General features: G+C 71.2%; 16 protein-coding genes. 12 read left to right on the top strand and 4 right to left on the bottom strand.

Annotation, left to right across the window (positions count from 1 at the left end):
- Positions 1 to 118 precede the first annotated feature (118 nt).
- From ABZ693_RS31445 to ABZ693_RS31435, 3 genes are all read right to left on the bottom strand, one after another.
- Positions 119 to 1,414, bottom strand: coding sequence for an MFS transporter (locus ABZ693_RS31445; protein ID WP_359884415.1), 1,296 nt, complete (start codon positions 1,412 to 1,414; stop codon positions 119 to 121).
- A 144-nt stretch (positions 1,415 to 1,558) separates the two neighbouring features.
- On the bottom strand, positions 1,559 to 2,215 hold the full coding sequence (locus tag ABZ693_RS31440; protein ID WP_359884411.1) for an MBL fold metallo-hydrolase: 657 nt from the start codon (positions 2,213 to 2,215) through the stop codon (positions 1,559 to 1,561).
- 25 nt (positions 2,216 to 2,240) lie between these two features.
- Complete coding sequence (locus tag ABZ693_RS31435; RefSeq protein ID WP_359884408.1) at positions 2,241 to 2,948, bottom strand: maleylpyruvate isomerase family mycothiol-dependent enzyme; 708 nt, start codon at positions 2,946 to 2,948, stop codon at positions 2,241 to 2,243.
- A gap of 215 nt (positions 2,949 to 3,163) precedes the next feature.
- On the opposite strand from ABZ693_RS31435, the gene uvrA reads away from it, so the two are divergent.
- Entirely contained in the window at positions 3,164 to 6,151 is a 2,988-nt protein-coding gene (gene uvrA, locus ABZ693_RS31430; protein ID WP_359884405.1) for an excinuclease ABC subunit UvrA, read from the top strand.
- A gap of 52 nt (positions 6,152 to 6,203) precedes the next feature.
- Here uvrA and ABZ693_RS31425 read toward each other — a convergent pair whose 3' ends face one another.
- Positions 6,204 to 7,163 (bottom strand): carbohydrate kinase family protein, encoded by a 960-nt coding sequence (locus ABZ693_RS31425; protein ID WP_359884402.1) that lies wholly within the window; start codon positions 7,161 to 7,163, stop codon positions 6,204 to 6,206.
- A 188-nt stretch (positions 7,164 to 7,351) separates the two neighbouring features.
- On the opposite strand from ABZ693_RS31425, the gene ABZ693_RS31420 reads away from it, so the two are divergent.
- From ABZ693_RS31420 to pgi, 11 genes are all read left to right on the top strand, one after another.
- Positions 7,352 to 7,777 (top strand): Rieske (2Fe-2S) protein, encoded by a 426-nt coding sequence (locus tag ABZ693_RS31420; protein WP_359884400.1) that lies wholly within the window; start codon positions 7,352 to 7,354, stop codon positions 7,775 to 7,777.
- Positions 7,778 to 7,925: 148 nt separating this feature from the next.
- Positions 7,926 to 9,959: an excinuclease ABC subunit UvrC gene (uvrC, locus tag ABZ693_RS31415; protein WP_359884397.1), complete on the top strand. Its 2,034-nt coding sequence runs from the start codon at positions 7,926 to 7,928 to the stop codon at positions 9,957 to 9,959.
- A gap of 80 nt (positions 9,960 to 10,039) precedes the next feature.
- Positions 10,040 to 10,963: an RNase adapter RapZ gene (gene rapZ / locus ABZ693_RS31410; protein ID WP_359884413.1), complete on the top strand. Its 924-nt coding sequence runs from the start codon at positions 10,040 to 10,042 to the stop codon at positions 10,961 to 10,963.
- The gene (locus ABZ693_RS31405; RefSeq protein WP_359884395.1) at positions 10,960 to 11,997 is read left to right on the top strand and encodes a gluconeogenesis factor YvcK family protein; all 1,038 of its coding nucleotides are present in this window, start codon (positions 10,960 to 10,962) and stop codon (positions 11,995 to 11,997) included. Before rapZ ends, ABZ693_RS31405 begins: the two co-directional genes overlap by 4 nt.
- A complete protein-coding gene (whiA, locus tag ABZ693_RS31400) occupies positions 11,988 to 12,977 on the top strand; it encodes a DNA-binding protein WhiA (RefSeq protein WP_359884392.1) in 990 nt (329 codons plus the stop codon). The genes ABZ693_RS31405 and whiA overlap by 10 nt, the downstream gene beginning before the upstream one ends.
- A 599-nt stretch (positions 12,978 to 13,576) precedes the next feature.
- Positions 13,577 to 14,584 carry a type I glyceraldehyde-3-phosphate dehydrogenase gene (gap, locus tag ABZ693_RS31395; protein ID WP_359884389.1) on the top strand — a complete coding sequence of 336 codons (1,008 nt, stop codon included), beginning with the start codon at positions 13,577 to 13,579 and terminating at the stop codon, positions 14,582 to 14,584.
- Between the two features lie 285 nt (positions 14,585 to 14,869).
- A complete protein-coding gene (locus ABZ693_RS31390) occupies positions 14,870 to 16,081 on the top strand; it encodes a phosphoglycerate kinase (RefSeq protein WP_359884386.1) in 1,212 nt (403 codons plus the stop codon).
- A gap of 7 nt (positions 16,082 to 16,088) precedes the next feature.
- Positions 16,089 to 16,865: a triose-phosphate isomerase gene (tpiA, locus tag ABZ693_RS31385; protein WP_359884384.1), complete on the top strand. Its 777-nt coding sequence runs from the start codon at positions 16,089 to 16,091 to the stop codon at positions 16,863 to 16,865.
- Positions 16,866 to 17,000: 135 nt separating this feature from the next.
- Positions 17,001 to 17,231, top strand: a complete 231-nt coding sequence (secG, locus tag ABZ693_RS31380) for a preprotein translocase subunit SecG (RefSeq protein WP_435842599.1) — start codon at positions 17,001 to 17,003, stop codon at positions 17,229 to 17,231.
- A gap of 76 nt (positions 17,232 to 17,307) precedes the next feature.
- Positions 17,308 to 17,643, top strand: coding sequence for an RNA polymerase-binding protein RbpA (locus ABZ693_RS31375; protein WP_079060169.1), 336 nt, complete (start codon positions 17,308 to 17,310; stop codon positions 17,641 to 17,643).
- Between the two features lie 251 nt (positions 17,644 to 17,894).
- On the top strand, positions 17,895 to 19,547 hold the full coding sequence (pgi, locus tag ABZ693_RS31370; RefSeq protein WP_359884381.1) for a glucose-6-phosphate isomerase: 1,653 nt from the start codon (positions 17,895 to 17,897) through the stop codon (positions 19,545 to 19,547).
- Position 19,548 lies beyond the last annotated feature (1 nt).

The raw sequence follows: 19,548 nt of genomic DNA, 5'->3' as shown, positions 1-19,548 counted from the left end.
CACCAGACCGGTGACCCGCCGTCCGTGAGGACGGCCAGGTGGGAGTTCGGAGCCTCCACTTGTGGGCCGGACACACAGGTATCCAGCCGGTCTTTCCGCACCGGCCCCTCGCCTTGTCCTATGCGGGTTCCGGCTCCGGCTTCGCGCCGGCCGTCGCCACCGCCCGCCCCGGCAGGGTCTCCGGCAGCAGGGCGAAGCAGCCGAGACTCACCAGGGCCACCACGGTGAGATAGGCTGCCACGCCCCACGGCGGCCCCGAGCGGCCCTCCGAGACGGCCGTCGCCACGATCGGGGTCAGCGCCCCGCCGAGCACGCCCGCCAGGTTGTAGCCGACGGCCGCGCCCGTGCACCGCACCCGCGGCTCGTACAGCTCCGGCAGATACGCGGCGACCACCGAGAACACCGTGATGAACGCCAGCGACGAGCCGAGGAAGCCCAGGAACATCAGCCACGGGCGCGCGGTGGACAGCAGCGCCACCATCGGGAACATCCACAGCGCCGAGGCCGTGCAGCCCGTCAGGCACATCGTCCGGCGCCCGAAGCGGTCGCCGAGCATCGCCACGAACGGCGTCAGCATCCCCTTGACCGCCACGGCCCCCATCACGCACGTCAGCATCACCGCGCTCGGCACGCCCAGCTGCTTCGTGCCGTAGGACAGGGACCAGGTGGACACCGCGTAGAAGACGGCGTAGCCGACGGAGAGCCCGCCCGCCGTGAGCAGCACGGTCCGCCAGTGGTCCCGGAACACCTCCCGGACCGGGGCGTTCGCCGTTTTCCCCGCCGCCGTCATGGCCTCGAACTGCGGGGACTCCGCGAGCGAGGACCGCAGCGCGAGCCCGGCCGCGGCGAGCAGCCCGGCCGCCCAGAACGGCACCCGCCAGCCCCAGGAGCGGAACTCGGCGTCACTCAGGCCGGCCGTGAGCGCCAGCACCACCCCGTTCGCGAGCAGGAAGCCGATCGAGGGCCCCATCTGCGGGAAGCTCGACCACAGCGCCCGGCGGCGCTCCGGGGCGTGCTCGGCGGTCAGCAGCACCGCCCCGCCCCACTCCCCGCCGAGGCCGAGCCCCTGGAGGAAGCGCAGGACGAGCAGCAGCAGGGGCGCGGCGATGCCGATCGAGTCGTACGTGGGAACGAAACCGACCGCGACCGTGGCGAAGCCGGTGAGCAGCAGGGAGACGAACAGGACCGGGCGGCGGCCGTATCGGTCGCCGACGTGCCCGAAGACGGCCGAGCCGATCGGCCGGGACAGGAAACCGACGGCGAAGGTGCCGAAGGCGGCGAGGGTCCCCGCGACGGGGGAGAAGGTCGGGAAGAACAGCGGGCCGAGGACGAGCGCGGCGGCCGTGCCGTAGACGTAGAAGTCGAAGAACTCGATGGCCGTGCCGACGAGCGAGGCCGCGGCGAGCCGCCCCATCGAAGGGGCCCGGGGCGGCGACGGAGCGTGACTGTGGTGCATGTGGCGCCAACTACCCGGGGGCCGTCCGGGTTACGGGGGCGTGCGGAGGCATCCCCGGTGTGACCGGCCGCGCGCGCCGGTCACCCGAGGGTCAGCCGGTGATCACCAACCGCGCTCGCGCCACTCCGCGAGATGCGGGCGCTCGTCGCCCAGCGTGGTGTCCTTGCCGTGGCCCGGGTAGACCCAGGTCTCGTCCGGGAGGGCGTCGAAGAGCTTGGTCTCCACGTCGTGGATCAGGCTCGCGAACGCCTCCGGATCCTTCCAGGTGTTGCCGATCCCGCCGGGGAACAGACAGTCGCCCGTGAACACGTGCGGGTGACCGTGCGGGTCGTCGTAGACCAGGGCGATCGAGCCGGGGGTGTGCCCGACGAGCCGCCGCGCGGTCAGTCGGACCCGCCCGACGGAGATCGTGTCGCCGTCCTCCACGCGCACGTCCGTGGGGACCGGGATGCCCTCGGCGTCGTACGCGCCCGCGTACGTCCGGGCGCCGGTGGCGGCGACCACCTCGGCCAGGGCCTGCCAGTGGTCGCCGTGCTGGTGGGTGGTGACGACGGCCGCGATGCCGTCGTCACCGATCAGCGTGAGCAGGGTGTCCGTCTCGTTGGCGGCGTCGATCAGCAGCTGCTCGCCGGTGGTCCGGCAGCGCAGCAGATACGCGTTGTTGTCCATCGGGCCGACCGCGACCTTCGAGATCATCAGGTCGGTCAGCTCGTGCACGTCCGCCGGCCCGCCGGGCCTCACCGCTCCGCTGTACGTCATGGCCTCAGCCTACGCGCGCCCGCGCCTACAGCGGCGGGAGCTCCGGGAGTCCGGGGCCTTCGAGGACGGCGAGGTGGGCGCCCTTGTCGCCGCGGCCGGCCAGCCAGCCGAGGAGCTCGGCGCCGGTGCCGCCGAGGACGACGGGCTTGCCGTCGGTGCCGCCGGTCGTCCAGGAGGGAGCGGCGGCGTCGTCGTCGGTTCCGATCCGCAGGGTCACGGGCGGAACGTCCGGGCGGCCGCTCCAGCGGTCCGCGAGGAACGCGATCTCGCGGCCGGTGAACTCGTCCGGCAGGTCCTCCAGCTCGTAGCCGGCGTCCAGGTCGACGTGGTGCAGGGCCACCTCGACCCAGCGCCGGAACGGGACCCGGGAGGCGCTGTCGGTGACACCGTTGCGGAGCTCGACGGTACGGCTCCAGTCGGCGGGCTCGGCGGCCACGGCCGCGAGGCGGTCGGCGGAGGCGCGCAGGTCGGCGAGCTGCTCGCCGAGCGGCCGGTTGGAATCCCGCTCGATGTCGGCGTCGCGGGTCGCGGCGTCCGGGTACATCGGCAGGCCCTGGAGAACGTTGGCCAGGGCGTCGGCGTTGCGGGCGAGGTGGGCCAGGATGTGACCGCGGGTCCAGCCCGGCAGCCGTGACGGCTGGGCGAGCATCGCGTTGTCCCAGGAGGAGGCGGCGTCGATGAGCCGGTCGGTCGCCTCGCGTACGAGGTCGAGATCACGCACATGATCGATCATGGCGCCGACCCTAGGGGGTGGAGTGCCTCCCCACCAGGCCCTTCCTGTCGGAGGGCCCGGATTCCGGCAGCGCCTGCGGCCACTCGTTCGGGTGACGCGGGCGGCAAGCCGCCAAAAATCGAATGTACGTGCTATAAGCTCGGTGGAAGCATCCGGCATCCTTGGTTGTTGGGTACCCAGGCACATCCGCTCTCTGAAGAAAGGTGCGGAACGGCGTGACCGACCGTCTCATCGTCCGTGGCGCTCGCGAGCACAATCTCAAGAACGTCTCGCTCGACCTCCCCCGTGACTCGCTCATCGTCTTCACCGGGCTCTCGGGGTCGGGCAAGTCCTCCCTCGCGTTCGACACGATCTTCGCCGAGGGGCAGCGCCGGTACGTCGAGTCGCTCTCCTCCTACGCGCGCCAGTTCCTCGGCCAGATGGACAAGCCGGACGTCGACTTCATCGAAGGTCTGTCGCCCGCCGTCTCCATCGACCAGAAGTCGACCTCGCGCAACCCGCGCTCGACGGTCGGCACCATCACCGAGGTCTACGACTACCTCCGCCTCCTCTTCGCGCGCATCGGCAAGCCGCACTGTCCCGAGTGCCACCGGCCGATCTCCCGCCAGTCGCCGCAGGCCATCGTCGACAAGGTCCTGGAGCTGCCCGAGGGCAGCCGCTTCCAGGTGCTGTCGCCGCTGGTACGCGAGCGCAAGGGCGAGTTCGTCGACCTCTTCGCCGACCTCCAGACCAAGGGCTACAGCCGTGCCCGGGTCGACGGGAAGACGATCCAGCTCAGCGAGCCGCCGACGCTGAAGAAGCAGGAGAAGCACACCATCGAGGTGGTCGTCGACCGCCTCACCGTCAAGGACTCCGCCAAGCGCCGGCTGACCGACTCCGTCGAGACCGCGCTCGGCCTGTCCGGCGGCATGGTCGTGCTCGACTTCGTCGACCTCCCCGAGGACGACCCCGAGCGCGAGCGGATGTACTCGGAGCACCTCTACTGCCCGTACGACGACCTGTCCTTCGAGGAGCTGGAGCCGCGCTCCTTCTCCTTCAACTCGCCCTTCGGCGCCTGCCCCGACTGCACCGGCATCGGCACCCGCATGGAGGTCGACCCCGAGCTGGTCGTGCCCGACGAGGAGAAGTCCCTCGACGAGGGCGCCATCCACCCCTGGTCGCACGGCCACACCAAGGAGTACTTCGGCCGGATGATCGACGGGCTCGCCCAGGCCCTCGGCTTCCGTACCGACATCCCGTACGCGGGTCTGCCGCAGCGGGCCAAGAAGGCCCTCATGTACGGCCACAAGACCCAGGTCGAGGTCCGTTACCGCAACCGGTACGGGCGCGAGCGCGCCTGGACCAGCCCGGCCTTCGAGGGCGCCGTCTCCTTCGTGAAGCGGCGGCACAGCGAGGCCGAGAGCGACTCCAGCCGCGAGCGCTTCGAGGGCTACATGCGCGAGGTGCCCTGCCCCACCTGTGAGGGCACCCGGCTGAAGCCGATCGTGCTCGCGGTCACCGTGATGGAGAAGTCCATCGCCGAGGTCTCCGCGATGTCGATCAGCGACTGCGCCGACTTCCTCGGCCGCCTCACCCTGAACGCGCGCGACAAGAAGATCGCCGAGCGCGTCCTCAAGGAGGTCAACGAGCGGCTGCGCTTCCTCGTCGACGTCGGCCTCGACTACCTCTCGCTCAACCGTGCCGCCGGCACCCTCTCCGGCGGCGAGGCCCAGCGCATCCGGCTCGCCACCCAGATCGGCTCCGGCCTGGTCGGCGTGCTGTACGTGCTCGACGAGCCGTCCATCGGTCTGCACCAGCGCGACAACCACCGGCTCATCGAGACCCTGGTGCGGCTGCGCGACATGGGCAACACCCTCATCGTGGTCGAGCACGACGAGGACACCATCAAGGTCGCCGACTGGGTCGTCGACATCGGCCCCGGCGCCGGCGAGCACGGTGGCAAGGTCGTCCACTCCGGGCCGCTCAAGGAGCTGCTCGCCAACAAGGAGTCGATGACCGGGCAGTACCTGTCCGGCCGCAAGGCGATCGACACGCCCGACCTGCGCCGCCCGGTCGACCCGAAGCGCCTGCTCACCGTGCACGGCGCCCGGGAGAACAACCTGCGGGACATCGACGTCTCCTTCCCGCTGGGCGTCCTCACCGCCGTCACCGGTGTCTCCGGCTCCGGCAAGTCGACGCTGGTCAACGACATCCTCTACACCCACCTGGCACGCGAGCTGAACGGCGCCAAGTCGGTGCCCGGCCGCCACACGCGCGTGGCCGGCGACGACCTCGTCGACAAGGTCGTGCACGTCGACCAGTCGCCCATCGGCCGCACCCCGCGCTCGAACCCGGCGACCTACACCGGCGTCTTCGACCACGTCCGCCGGCTCTTCGCGGAGACCATGGAGGCGAAGGTCCGCGGCTACCTGCCCGGCCGCTTCTCCTTCAACGTCAAGGGCGGCCGCTGCGAGAACTGCTCCGGCGACGGCACGATCAAGATCGAGATGAACTTCCTCCCGGACGTCTACGTCCCGTGCGAGGTCTGCCACGGCGCCCGGTACAACCGGGAGACCCTGGAGGTCCACTACAAGGGCAAGTCCATCGCCGAGGTCCTGGACATGCCGATCGAGGAGGCCCTGGACTTCTTCGAGGCCGTCCCGACCATCGCCCGCCACCTGCGCACCCTGCACGAGGTCGGCCTCGGCTACGTCCGCCTCGGCCAGTCCGCGCCGACCCTCTCCGGCGGCGAGGCCCAGCGCGTCAAGCTCGCCTCCGAGCTCCAGAAGCGCTCCACGGGCCGCACGGTCTACGTCCTGGACGAGCCGACCACCGGTCTCCACTTCGAGGACATCTCGAAGCTGATCAAGGTCCTCTCCGGCCTGGTCGACAAGGGCAACTCGGTGATCGTCATCGAGCACAACCTGGACGTCATCAAGACCGCCGACTGGGTCATCGACATGGGCCCCGAGGGCGGCAGCGGCGGCGGCCTGGTCATCGCCGAGGGCACCCCCGAGGAGATCGCCTCGACCCCGGCCAGCCACACCGGCAAGTTCCTCCGCGAGATCCTCGGCGCCGACCGCGTCAGCGACGCCTCCTCGGTCCGCGCCCTGCGCGGCGCCAAGAAGACGGCCGCGAAGAAGACCACCACGGCGGCGAAGAAGACGACGGCGGCCAAGAAGACCACGGCGAAGAAGACGACCACCCGGGCCCGCAAGAGCTGACCCGTAGATGCATGACGAGGGCGCCCCACCACTCAAGGTGGGGCGCCCTCGTCTATGAAGAGAACCTCAGCGCACCCGGACCCGGACCCGCGCCCCAGCCCCCCTCCAGCTCACCCGCAAACGGCGGCTCCGCCCCCGCCCGCGTACACGTCACCGCCGCCGCCCGCGCCGCGAACCCCAGCACGCCCCGCCACTCCTCCGCCCCTATCGCCGCCACGTCCCGCCCCACCAGCCCGTGCAGCAACGCCGCGTTCACCGTGTCGCCGGCCCCGATCGTGTCCACGACCCGCACCGGCACGGCGGGCACCGAGACCTCGTACTCCCGCGTGTAGACGGTGAGCCCCGCCCCGCCCCGGGTCAGCACGACTGCGCCGGGCCCCCGCTCCAGCCACCCGGCGGGGTCGCCGCCGAGCCAGTCGGCGTCCTCTTCCGACAGCTTCAGGAGCGAGACGAACGGCAGCCAGCCCGCGAACCGCGCGCGGTACGCCGCCGGGTCGGGGAGCAGCCCGGGCCGGATGTTCGGGTCGAGCAGGGTGAACAGCCCGTCCGCGGCCGAGCGCCGCAGCAGCGCCTCGTACGCGAGGGCGCCGGGTTCCAAGGCCAGTGAGAGGGTGCCGAAGGCCACGGCCCGGACGTCCTCGGGGAGCCGCCCGGGCAGGGCGAAGAGCCGGTCGGCGGTGCCGTCCACGTAGAAGCCGTAGCGCGCGGAGCCATCGGGCCCCACGGAGGCGACGGCCAGCGTGGTCGGTTCGGGCCCGCGCTGGACGAGATCCGTGGTGACCCCGGCGGCCCGCAGTCCGGCGACGAGCGCGTCCCCGAAGGCGTCCGTGGACACCCGGGAGCAGAACGCGGTCCGGGCGCCGAGCCGGCCCAGGGCGATGGCCGTGTTGTAGGGCCCGCCGCCCGGCCGGGGCAGCAGCGGGGCCAGAGGGTCGGGGGGGTCGGGCGGTCCGTCGGGAACCTTCCCGTCGGGAACCAGGTCGATCAGGGACTCACCGGCGACGACGATCACGTACCGGAAGGTAGCCCATCACGCACCGCGGCGGACAGGCGTGTGCCCGCCCCCTCGCCCGCCCCCTCGCGCGGCCCCGCGCGCGGGTGTCCTCCGACCCGCCGGTATCGTCGGATGAGTCCCCTCTGGATCCCTTGGGTCCCTTGAGCCCCATGGGTCCCTTCTCTCCGACCGACCGTGGAGCGCTCATGTCCGGCCAGTCCACCCGCCGCACCGTCCTCAAAGGCGCCGCTCTCGCCGGAGCCGCCGGACTGGGTGTCGCCGCCTGCTCCACCGACTCCAACCTCGGCCACGCCCAGAACCCGGTGCCGACGGCCCCGGTAGAGCTCGGCGCGCCGTCCGAGGTCCCGGTCGGCACCGCCAAGCTGTTCCGCGAGCAGCGGGTGCTCGTGCACTGCCCGGCCGAGGGCCAGTACAAGGCGTTCAGTGCCCAGTGCACCCACGCCGGCTGCCTCCTCGACAAGATCGAGAAGAACGAGGGCAACTGCCCCTGCCACGGCAGCCGCTTCGACGTGACCACCGGCAAGGCGCTCCAGGGTCCGGCGACCGTGCCGCTGCCCGAGGTCCCGGTCCGGGTCGAGAACGGCAAGCTGATCGCCGGCCCCAAGGCCTGATTTTCCGCACCGGCCGCGCCCGGGGCCCCGCCCCGGGTCCGTCCGCTCCCGGGCCCCGGTCCTCCCGGGCCTCCCGCCCCACCGGACCCGTCCGGCCAACCCGGCGGAGGCGGCCGGAGTGTCGGCCCCCGCCAGTAGGGTGGGATCCATGGCCGACCCCTCCAGTTACCGCCCGAAGCCGGGACAGATCCCCGACTCGCCGGGGGTCTACAAATTCCGCGACGAGCACCGCCGGGTGATCTACGTCGGGAAGGCGAAGTCGCTGCGCCAGCGCCTGGCCAACTACTTCCAGCCCCTGGCGAGCCTGCACCCGCGCACCGCGACGATGGTGACCACGGCCGCCTCCGTGGAGTGGACCGTCGTGTCGACCGAGGTCGAGGCGCTCCAGCTGGAGTACTCCTGGATCAAGGAGTACGACCCCCGGTTCAACGTGAAGTACCGGGACGACAAGAGCTACCCCTACCTCGCGGTGACCCTGAACGAGGAGTTCCCGCGGGTCCAGGTGATGCGCGGCCACAAGAAGAAGGGCGTGCGCTACTTCGGCCCGTACGGGCACGCGTGGGCGATCCGCGAGACCGTCGACCTGATGCTGCGGGTGTTCCCCGTCCGCACCTGCTCCGCCGGTGTCTTCCGCAACGCCGCCTCCGCCGGCCGCCCCTGCCTGCTCGGCTACATCGGCAAGTGCTCCGCGCCCTGCGTGGGCCGGGTCACCCCGGAGGAGCACCGCGAACTGGCCGGTGACTTCTGCGACTTCATGGCCGGCCGCACCGGCACGTACATCCGCCGGCTGGAGAAGCGGATGATGCTGGCGGCCGAGGACATGGAGTACGAGAAGGCGGCCCGGCTGCGCGACGACATAGAGGCGCTGCGCAAGGCCATGGAGAAGAGCGCCGTCGTGCTGGCCGACGCCACCGACGCCGACCTGATCGCGCTCGCCGAGGACGAGCTGGAGGCCGCCGTCCAGATCTTCCACGTCCGCGGCGGACGCGTGCGCGGCCAGCGCGGCTGGGTCACCGACAAGGTCGAGGCCGTCAGCGCCGCCGGGCTCGTCGAGCACGCCCTCCAGCAGCTGTACGGCGAGGAGCGCGGCGACGGGGTCCCCAAGGAGGTCCTGGTCCCGGCCCTGCCCGAGGACACCGCGGCGGTGTCCCAGTGGCTGGCCGACCGCCGCGGTTCCCAGGTGTCCCTGCGGATCCCGCAGCGCGGCGACAAGAAGGACCTGATGGAGACGGTCGCGCGCAACGCGCAGCAGGCGCTCGTCCTGCACAAGACCAAGCGGGCCAGCGACCTGACCACCCGCTCCCGGGCCCTGGAGGAGGTCGCAGACGCGCTCGGCCTGGACTCGGCGCCGCTGCGCATCGAGTGCTTCGACATCTCGCACCTCCAGGGCGAGGACGTGGTGGCGTCCATGGTCGTCTTCGAGGACGGGCTGCCCCGCAAGAGCGAGTTCCGCCGCTTCCAGATCAAGGGCTTCGAAGGCCAGGACGACGTCCGGTCGATGCACGAGGTGATCAGCCGCCGCTTCAAGCGCTACCTCGCGGAGAAGGAGAAGACGGGGGAGTGGGTGGACGGCGAGGTGCCGGCCGAGACCCCCGGAGCGATCGACTCCGCCGACTCCGCCGACTCCGCCGACACCCCCGAGGGCCGGGACGACGACGGCCGCCCCAAGCGCTTCGCGTACCCCCCGCAGCTCGTCGTGGTCGACGGCGGGCAGCCGCAGGTCGCCGCCGCCCAGCGGGCCCTCACCGAGCTGGGCATCGACGACGTCGCCGTCTGCGGCCTGGCCAAGCGCCTGGAGGAGGTCTGGCTGCCCGGCGACGACGACCCGGTGGTGCTGCCCCGTTCCAGCGAGGGCCTGTACCTCCTCCAGCGGGTCCGTGACGCGGCGCACGACTTCGCCATCCGTTACCAGCGGTCCAAGCGGAGCAAGCGCGTCCGCAGCAGCCCCCTCGACGCCGTCCCCGGCCTCGGCGAGACACGCAAACAGGCACTCATCAAGCATTTCGGCTCGGTCAAACGCCTCCGGCAGGCGACAATCGAGCAGATCTGCGAGGTCCCCGGCATGGGCCGCAAGACGGCGGAGGCCGTGGCGGTGGCCCTCGCGCAGGCGGCTCCGGCCGCGCCCGCCGTGAACACGGCCACAGGAGAGATCATGGAAGACGACGGGGGCACCACCGCATGACCGAGCGCGACCAGAACGATCAGCACGAGAACGATCAGCAGCGGAACGACCCGCACACGTACGAAGACGGAGCACCGGACATGGATACGGGCACGGGACCGGGGACCACGGAGGAGCCGGCCGCCGACACCAACGGCGACGCTCCCATCCCCGAGCTGGTGATCATCTCGGGGATGTCCGGCGCCGGCCGGTCCACCGCGGCGAAGTGCCTGGAGGACCTCGGCTGGTTCGTCGTCGACAACCTGCCGCCCGCCCTGATTCCCACCATGGTGGAGCTGGGCGCCCGCTCGCAGGGCAACGTCGTCCGGATCGCCGTCGTCGTCGACGTCCGCGGCCGGCAGTTCTTCGACAACCTCAAGGACTCCCTCGCCGACCTCGACGCCAAGCAGGTCACCCGCCGGATCGTCTTCCTGGAGTCCTCCGACGAGGTCCTGGTCCGGCGCTTCGAGTCGGTCCGCCGCCCGCACCCGCTGCAGGGCGACGGCCGCATCGTCGACGGCATCGCCGCCGAGCGCGACCTGCTGCGCGAGCTGCGCGGCGACGCCGACCTGGTGATCGACACCTCCAGCCTCAACGTCCACGAGCTGCGCGCCAAGATGGACGCCCAGTTCGCCGGCGACGAGGAGCCCGAACTGCGGGCCACCGTGATGTCCTTCGGCTTCAAGTACGGCCTGCCCGTCGACGCCGACCTCGTCGTCGACATGCGCTTCCTGCCCAACCCGCACTGGGTCCCCGAGCTGCGCCCGTTCACCGGCCTGAACGAGGAGGTGGCGAGCTACGTCTACAACCAGCCCGGCGCCAAGGAGTTCCTGGACCGCTACACCGAGCTGCTCCAGCTGATCGCCGCCGGCTACCGGCGCGAGGGCAAGCGGTACGTGACCATCGCCGTCGGCTGTACGGGCGGCAAGCACCGGTCCGTGGCCACCGCCGAGAAGCTGGCCGCGCGGCTGGCCTCCGAGGGAGTGGAGACCGTGGTCGTCCACCGGGACATGGGGCGCGAGTGAAACCGTACCGCCGTCGTCACTCCACCCTGGCGGTGCGGCGCACGCTGCGCCGCCGCGGCGCGCAGCCCAAGGTCGTCGCGCTCGGCGGCGGCATGGGCCTGTCGGCCTCGCTCGCCGCGCTGCGCCGGATCACCGGCGACCTGACCGCCGTGGTCACCGTCGCCGACGACGGGGGCTCCAGCGGCCGGCTCCGCGAGGAGCTGGGCGTACTGCCCCCGGGCGACCTGCGCAAGGCGCTCGCGGCGCTGTGCGGCGACGACGACTGGGGCCAGACCTGGGCCCGGGTCATCCAGCACCGCTTCCAGTCCAAGGGCGAGATGCACGGCCACGCCGTCGGCAACCTGCTGATCGTCGCCCTCTGGGAGCAGCTGGGCGGCGACCCGGTGCAGGCCCTGGACCTGGTCGGCAAGCTGCTCGGCGCGCACGGCCGGGTGCTGCCCATGTCCGCCGTACCGCTGGAGCTGCAGGCCCTGGTCAAGGGCCACGACCCGGCCCGTCCGCACGACGTGGACACGGTACGGGGCCAGGCCACCGTGGCGCTCACGCCCGGCGAGGTGCAGTCCGTACACCTGGTGCCGAACGACCCGCCGGCCGTGCCGGAGGCGGTCGCGGCCGTCCTGGACGCCGACTGGGTGGTGCTCGGTCCGGGCTCCTGGTTCTCCTCGGTCATCCCGCATCTGCTGGTGCCGGAACTGCTCGACGCCCTGATGGAGACCAAGGCCCGCCGGGTGCTCTCGTTGAACCTCGCGCCGCAGCCCGGAGAAACCGAGGGCTTCTCCCCGCAGCGTCATTTGGAGGTTTTGGCACGACACGCCCCTAAACTCGCCCTGGACGTGGTGCTGGCCGACGAGGCCGCCGTGCCCGACGCGTCGGCAAGAGAACCCCTCGCCGAAGCCGCGAAGCGGCTCGGCGCCGCGGTCGAGCTGGCGCCGGTGGCCCGGCCCGACGGCACTCCGAAGCACGACCCGGAGCTGTTGGCCGCCGCGTACGACCGTATTTTTCGGATGCATGGAAGGATCGGCCCATGGCGATGACGGCAGCGGTGAAGGACGAGATCTCCCGGCTCCCCGTCACCCGGACCTGCTGCAGGAAGGCCGAGGTCTCGTCGATCCTGCGGTTCGCGGGCGGGCTGCACCTGGTGAGCGGCCGGATCGTGATCGAGGCGGAGCTGGACACCGCGATGGCGGCCCGCCGGCTCAAGCGGGACATCCTGGAGATCTTCGGGCACAGCTCGGAGCTGATCGTGATGGCGCCCGGCGGACTGCGCCGCGGCTCGCGCTTCGTCGTGCGCGTGGTCGCGGGCGGCGACCAGCTGGCCCGCCAGACCGGTCTGGTCGACGGCCGCGGCCGGCCCATCCGCGGCCTGCCCCCGCAGGTCGTCTCCGGGGCCACCTGTGACGCCGAGGCGGCCTGGCGCGGGGCGTTCCTCGCGCACGGCTCGCTGACCGAGCCGGGCCGCTCCTCCTCGCTGGAGGTCACCTGCCCCGGCCCGGAGGCCGCGCTGGCCCTGGTCGGCGCCGCCCGGCGGCTCTCGATCGCGGCGAAGGCCCGTGAGGTACGCGGTGTGGACCGGGTCGTCGTCCGCGACGGCGACGCCATCGGCGCCCTGCTGACCCGGCTCGGCGCGCACGAGTCGGTGCTGGCCTGGGAGGAGCGGCGGATGCGGCGCGAGGTCCGCGCCACCGCCAACCGGCTCGCCAACTTCGACGACGCCAACCTGCGCCGCTCGGCCCGCGCGGCGGTCGCCGCGGGCGCCCGGGTGGCCCGCGCCCTGGAGATCCTCGGCGAGGAGGTGCCCGAGCACCTCGCGGCCGCCGGACGGCTGCGCATGGAGCACAAGCAGGCGTCCCTGGAGGAGCTGGGCGCGCTCGCCGACCCGCCGCTCACCAAGGACGCGGTGGCGGGCCGGATCCGCCGGCTGCTCGCCATGGCCGACAAGCGGGCGCAGGACCTCGGCATCCCGGGGACCGAGTCCAACCTGACGGAGGAGCTGGACGACAGCCTCGTCGGCTGACGCCGCCCCGGGCCCCGCCCGTACGTCCCACCCTTCTTCTGCCGGTGCCTTCCGAGGCACCGGCAGAAGTCGTTTCCGGGGACCGGGGACCGGGGACCGAGGACGGCGCGACGGATCACCGGGGACCGCGGGAGCGGATTTAAGGACCGGAACGGGCGTGTGGTCCGTACCACCGACTCCGGTGGCCGCATCGTGGACACGATCGTCCCGGCCTCTTCGAAGACGCCGATCCGCTCCCGCGGACCGATCACCACCGGTGACATCGCGCGCCCCGGCTCCGGCCGCGCGCGCGTCCCGAATACGGCGGAACGGGCGGCTCTGCTCGGAATGGCCCTCACTTCGCTCCGACGCCGTTCCGGGTGCTCAGGCGAGCACCGATTTTCGTCACTTAGCGTAGTCGAAATCGGGGGGTCGGGGTGGCTCATACCCGCTGCTAGACAAGGGCTACCAGCGCTTTACCGGCACATACCGGGCACGTGGAGGCGCACTCGATGTCACGCGCGGCCACGAGGAGAGGTAGGGTCGTAAGCGGTCGGGGACATCCCAAAATTGAAGCTCGCCGGGCGTCGAAACCCGGCGTACCACGAGGAGATCGGTTCGTGACGATCCGCGTAGGCATCAACGGCTTTGGCCGTATCGGTCGCAACTACTTCCGGGCGCTCCTTGAGCAGGGTGCCGACATCGAGGTCGTGGCCGTGAACGACCTGGGCGACACCGCGACCACGGCCCACCTGCTGAAGTACGACACCATTCTGGGCCGCCTCAAGGCCGAGGTGACCCACACCGAGGACACCATCACCGTCGACGGACACACCGTCAAGGTGCTGTCCGAGCGCGACCCCGCGCAGATTCCGTGGGGGGAGCTGGGCGTCGACATCGTCGTCGAGTCCACCGGCATCTTCACCAAGCGCGAGGAGGCCGCCAAGCACCTCGCGGGCGGCGCCAAGAAGGTCCTCATCTCGGCTCCGGCCAAGGACGAGGACATCACCATCGTCATGGGTGTCAACCAGGACAAGTACGACGCGGCGAACCACCACGTCATCTCCAACGCGTCCTGCACCACCAACTGCGTGGCGCCGATGGCCAAGGTCCTCGACGAGAACTTCGGCATCGTCCGCGGTCTGATGACCACGGTCCACGCGTACACCAACGACCAGCGCATCCTGGACTTCCCGCACCGCGACCTGCGTCGCGCCCGCGCGGCCGCGGAGAACATCATCCCGACCACGACCGGTGCCGCGAAGGCCACCGCCCTGGTCCTCCCGCAGCTCAAGGGCAAGCTCGACGGCATGGCCATCCGCGTCCCGGTCCCGACCGGTTCGGTCACCGACCTGGTCGTGGAGCTGTCCCGCGAGGTCACCAAGGACGAGGTCAACGCCGCGTTCAAGAAGGCCGCGGACGGCGAGCTCAAGGGCCTGCTGTTCTACACCGAGGACCCGATCGTGTCCTCGGACATCACCGGCGACCCGGCCTCCTGCACCTTCGACTCGTCGCTGACGATGGTCCAGGAGGGCAACTCGGTCAAGGTCCTCGGCTGGTACGACAACGAGTGGGGCTACTCCAACCGGCTGGTCGACCTCACCGTCTTCGTCGGTGGTCAGCTCTAGGCCGTGTCCGGAAAGTAGCGCCGTCCGCCCGGAGGGCGGGGCCCGCGGCGTCTGGTGCGCGCGATCGCAAGGCGGAGGATCATCCTCGTACTGGGCGTACTTGGATGACTCCGACAACGCGGCGAGGGTGCGTGCCAGGCGGCGTGGGCCAGGCGGGACTTTACGGGCCCGGCCTAGACTCTAGGGCGGGCTTCGGCGTGAAGCAGGGCCCGGGCAGTGCGAAGACGCGCTGCGCGGGCCCTGTGTCGTGTGCTCCACCACGTGTACCAAGGAGTCAGAGAACTGATGAAGACGATCGACGAGCTGCTCGCCCAGGGCGTCTCCGGCAAGCGGGTGTTCGTCCGCGCCGACCTCAACGTGCCCCTCGACGGCACGACCATCACCGACGACGGCCGCATCCGCGCCGTCGTCCCGACCGTCAAGGCGCTGGCCGCGGCCGGTGCCCGGGTCGTGGTGGCCTCGCACCTCGGCCGCCCCAAGGGCGCGCCGGACCCGGCGTTCTCGCTCGCCCCGGCCGCCGCGCGCCTGGGCGAACTGCTCGGCGCCGACGTGGCGTTCGCGACCGACACGGTCGGCGACTCCGCCCAGGCCGTGGTCGCGGGCCTGGCCGACGGCCGGGTCGCCGTCCTGGAGAACCTCCGCTTCAACGCCGGCGAGACCTCGAAGGACGACGCCGAACGCGGCGCGTTCGCCGACCTCCTGGCCACTCTCGCCGACGTGTACGTGGGCGACGGCTTCGGCGCCGTGCACCGCAAGCACGCCTCGGTCTTCGACCTCCCGGCCCGGCTGCCGCACTACGCCGGCTACCTCATCGCCACCGAGGTCGGCGTCCTGAAGAAGCTCACCGAGGACGTCCGGCGCCCCTACGTGGTCGCCCTCGGCGGCTCCAAGGTCTCCGACAAGATCGGCGTCATCGACAACCTGCTGGACAAGGCCGACCGCATCCTCATCGGCGGCGGCATGGTCTTCACCTTCCTCGCCGCCAAGGGCCACGAGGTCGGCACCTCGCTGCTCCAGGAGGACCAGAAGCAGAAGTGCCTGGAGTACCTGGCGGAGGCGGAGCGGCGCGGTGTGGAGTTCGTGCTGCCCGTCGACATCCTGGTCTCGGACGGGTTCCCGGACCTGAAGGCCAAGGCCCCGACCCACCCGGAGACCGTCGCCGCCGACGCCATGCCGGCCGGCAAGCTGGGCCTGGACATCGGCCCGGACACCCGCAAGCTGTACGCCGCCAAGCTCGCCGACGCGGGCACCGTGTTCTGGAACGGCCCCATGGGCGTCTTCGAGCACCCCGACTACGCCGAGGGCACCCGTGCCGTCGCCCAGGCGCTGCTCGACGCGCCCGGCTTCACCGTCGTCGGCGGTGGCGACTCGGCCGCCGCCGTCCGCACCCTGGGCTTCGACGAGAATGCCTTCGGCCACATCTCGACCGGCGGCGGCGCCTCCCTCGAATACCTCGAGGGCAAGACGCTTCCCGGCCTCGCCGCACTGGAGGACTGATCCACCGATGAGCATCCGTACCCCGCTGATGGCGGGCAACTGGAAGATGAACCTCAACCACCTCGAGGCCATCGCCCACACCCAGAAGCTCGCGTTCGCCCTGACCGACAAGGACTTCGACGCCGTGGAGGTCGCGGTCCTCGTGCCCTTCACCGACCTGCGGTCCGTGCAGACCCTGGTCGACGGCGACAAGCTGAAGATCAAGTACGGCGCCCAGGACATCTCGGCGCACGACTCCGGCGCGTACACCGGCGAGATCTCCGGCCCGATGCTGGCGAAGCTGAAGTGCGCGTACGTGGCCGTCGGCCACTCGGAGCGCCGCCAGTACCACGCCGAGACCGACGAGGTCTGCAACGCCAAGGTGAAGGCCGCCTACCGGCACGGCGTGACCCCGATCCTGTGCGTCGGCGAGGAGCTGCCCGTCCGCGACGCCGGCGAAGCCGTCCCGCACACCCTGGCCCAGGTCGAGGGCGGTCTGAAGGACATCCCGGCCGAGCAGGCCGAGTCCGTCGTGATCGCCTACGAGCCGGTGTGGGCCATCGGCACCGGCAAGGTCTGCGGCGCCGACGACGCCCAGGAGGTCTGCGGGGCGATCCGCGGCAAGCTCGCCGAGCTGTACTCCCAGGAGCTGGCCGACAAGGTCCGCATCCAGTACGGCGGCTCCGTCAAGAGCGGCAACGTCGCCGAGATCATGGCGAAGCCCGACATCGACGGCGCCCTGGTCGGCGGCGCGGCGCTGGACGCCGAGGAGTTCGTCAAGATCATCCGCTTCCGCGACCAGTGACGGCACCCGCCGTGCCGATCGACGTCTGACGATGTAGAGCGGTGACGGCGATCCGTCGTACCCTTGCGGGGGCCGGGCAGGTACCTGTCCGGCCCCTGTCCGTATGAGTCCGAGGAAGTTGGTCCAGCCGTGGTTATGGGGTTTTCGATCGCCCTGATCGTCTTCAGTGCGCTGCTGATGCTGCTCGTGCTGATGCACAAGGGCAAGGGCGGCGGCCTCTCCGACATGTTCGGTGGCGGCATGCAGTCCTCCGTCGGTGGCTCCTCGGTCGCCGAGCGGAACCTGGACCGGATCACCGTGGTGATCGGTCTGCTGTGGTTCGCGTGCATTGTCGTACTTGGTCTCGTGATGAAGATGGACGGGTAACTCCAACCACTGGACGCGCGTTGGGCCTTACGTAGACTGGGCATCTTCGAGCACCATCACGCAGGGAGTTACGACCGTGGCAAGTGGCAACGCGATCCGGGGAAGCCGGGTCGGAGCGGGGCCGATGGGGGAGGCCGAGCGGGGCGAGTCGGCACCGCGTCTTCGGATCTCCTTCTGGTGCTCGAACGGGCACGAGACCCAGCCCAGCTTCGCCAGCGACGCGCAGGTGCCGGAGACCTGGGACTGTCCGCGCTGTGGCTTCCCGGCCGGTCAGGACCAGGACAACCCGCCGGACCCGCCGCGCACGGAACCGTACAAGACGCACCTCGCCTACGTACGGGAGCGGCGCAGCGACGCCGACGGGGAGGCGATCCTCGCCGAGGCGCTCGCCAAGCTCCGCGGCGAGATCTGACGGGGCATCCGGGCGACGCGCGCCCGGCCAGTACGACGAGACGACGGACGGGCTCCGCTCGCGAACACGATTCGCGGCGGGGCCCGTTCGCCGTGTCCGGGGTCGTTCGCCCGGGGATGCCCGCCGGGTGGGGCGGGCGGGGTGCGGCCGTCCTCCGCGGTTCGCGCCGGACGGGTTCGGGGCCTCCGATCAACTAGGTTGGTAGGGCGGGGCACACCAGCGTCACCACGAAGAAATGGGCGATACCCGAGATGACGAACGCAGGCACCAGGCTCAACCAGCTGCCCGAGTGGGCGGCTCTCGGCAAGCACCGCGAGCAGCTGGGCGACACCCACCTGCGCGAGCTGTTCGCCGCCGACCCCGAGCGCGGCACGGGCTACACGCTGCGCGTCGGCGACCTGTATCTGGACTACTCCAAGCACCTCGTGACCGACGAGACCCTGGCCCTGCTGCGCGACCTGGCCACCGCCACCGGCGTCGCCGGGCTGCGCGACGCCATGTTCCGCGGCGAGAAGATCAACACCACCGAGGGACGCGCCGTCCTGCACACCGCCCTGCGCGCCCCGCGCGAGGCGGTCGTCGAGGTCGACGGCGTGAACGTCGTCCCCGAGGTGCACGCCGTCCTCGACCGGATGGCCGGCTTCGCCGACCGGGTCCGCGCGGGCGAGTGGACCGGCCACACCGGCAAGCCGATCAAGAACATCGTCAACATCGGCATCGGCGGCTCCGACCTCGGCCCCGCCATGGCCTTCGAGACCCTGCGCTCCTACACCCGCCGCGACCTCGTCTTCCGCTTCGTCTCCAACGTCGACGGCGCCGACCTGCACGAGGCCGTCCGCGACCTCGACCCCGCCGAGACCCTCTTCATCGTCGCCTCGAAGACCTTCACCACCATCGAGACGATCACCAACGCCACCTCCGCCCGCGACTGGCTGCTCGCTGGCCTCGGCGCCGGCCAGGAGGCCGTGGCGAAGCACTTCGTCGCGCTGTCGACCAATGCCGCGAAGGTCGAGGACTTCGGCATCGACACCGCGAACATGTTCGAGTTCTGGGACTGGGTCGGCGGCCGCTACTCGTACGACTCCGCCATCGGCCTGTCCCTGATGATCGCCATCGGCCCGGACCGCTTCCGCGAGATGCTCGACGGCTTCCACCTGGTCGACGAGCACTTCCGCACCGCCCCGCCCGAGGCGAACGCGCCGCTGCTGCTCGGCCTGCTCGGCATCTGGTACGGCGCCTTCTTCGACGCCCAGTCGCACGCCGTCCTGCCGTACTCGCACTACCTGTCGAAGTTCACCGCGTACCTCCAGCAGCTCGACATGGAGTCCAACGGCAAGTCCGTCGACCGCGACGGCAAGCCCGTCGACTGGCAGACCGGCCCGGTCGTCTGGGGCACCCCCGGCACCAACGGCCAGCACGCCTACTACCAGCTGATCCACCAGGGCACCAAGGTCATCCCGGCCGACTTCATCGGCTTCGCCGAGCCCGTCGCCGACCTGCCGGCCGGCCTGGCCGCCCAGCACGACCTGCTCATGGCCAACTTCTTCGCCCAGACCCAGGCGCTGGCCTTCGGCAAGACGCCCGAGGAGGTACGGGCCGAGGGCGTGGCCGAGGAGCTCGTCCCGCACAAGACCTTCCAGGGCAACCACCCCACCACCACGATCCTGGCGGACGCCCTCACCCCGTCCGTCCTGGGCCAGCTCATCGCGCTGTACGAGCACAAGGTCTTCGTCCAGGGCGCCGTCTGGAACATCGACTCCTTCGACCAGTGGGGCGTCGAGCTCGGCAAGGTCCTCGCCAAGCGGATCGAGCCGGTGCTCACCCGCGGCGAGGGCGGCGCCGAACTGGACCCCTCCACCGCCGGACTCGTCGCCGCCTACCGCTCGCTGCGCGGCCGGAGCTGAC

Origin of the sequence: Streptomyces laurentii (genome assembly GCF_040635425.1) — a bacterium.
GTDB lineage: Bacteria > Actinomycetota > Actinomycetes > Streptomycetales > Streptomycetaceae > Streptomyces > Streptomyces laurentii.
This window is presented reverse-complemented; position numbering and strand designations above follow the sequence as displayed.

Bases quoted from the DNA above. Each gene is read 5' to 3' on its own strand.
- ABZ693_RS31445 (WP_359884415.1), bottom strand. From the start codon at position 1,414: ATGGGGCGGCTCGCCGCGGCCTCGCTCGTCGGCACGGCCATCGAGTTC.
- ABZ693_RS31440 (WP_359884411.1), bottom strand. From the start codon at position 2,215: ATGACGTACAGCGGAGCGGTGAGGCCCGGCGGGCCGGCGGACGTGCAC.
- ABZ693_RS31435 (WP_359884408.1), bottom strand. From the start codon at position 2,948: ATGATCGATCATGTGCGTGATCTCGACCTCGTACGCGAGGCGACCGAC.
- ABZ693_RS31420 (WP_359884400.1), top strand. From the start codon at position 7,352: ATGTCCGGCCAGTCCACCCGCCGCACCGTCCTCAAAGGCGCCGCTCTC.
- uvrC (WP_359884397.1), top strand. From the start codon at position 7,926: ATGGCCGACCCCTCCAGTTACCGCCCGAAGCCGGGACAGATCCCCGAC.
- rapZ (WP_359884413.1), top strand. From the start codon at position 10,040: ATGGATACGGGCACGGGACCGGGGACCACGGAGGAGCCGGCCGCCGAC.
- whiA (WP_359884392.1), top strand. From the start codon at position 11,988: ATGGCGATGACGGCAGCGGTGAAGGACGAGATCTCCCGGCTCCCCGTC.
- ABZ693_RS31390 (WP_359884386.1), top strand. From the start codon at position 14,870: ATGAAGACGATCGACGAGCTGCTCGCCCAGGGCGTCTCCGGCAAGCGG.
- tpiA (WP_359884384.1), top strand. From the start codon at position 16,089: ATGAGCATCCGTACCCCGCTGATGGCGGGCAACTGGAAGATGAACCTC.
- secG (WP_435842599.1), top strand. From the start codon at position 17,001: ATGGGGTTTTCGATCGCCCTGATCGTCTTCAGTGCGCTGCTGATGCTG.
- pgi (WP_359884381.1), top strand. From the start codon at position 17,895: ATGACGAACGCAGGCACCAGGCTCAACCAGCTGCCCGAGTGGGCGGCT.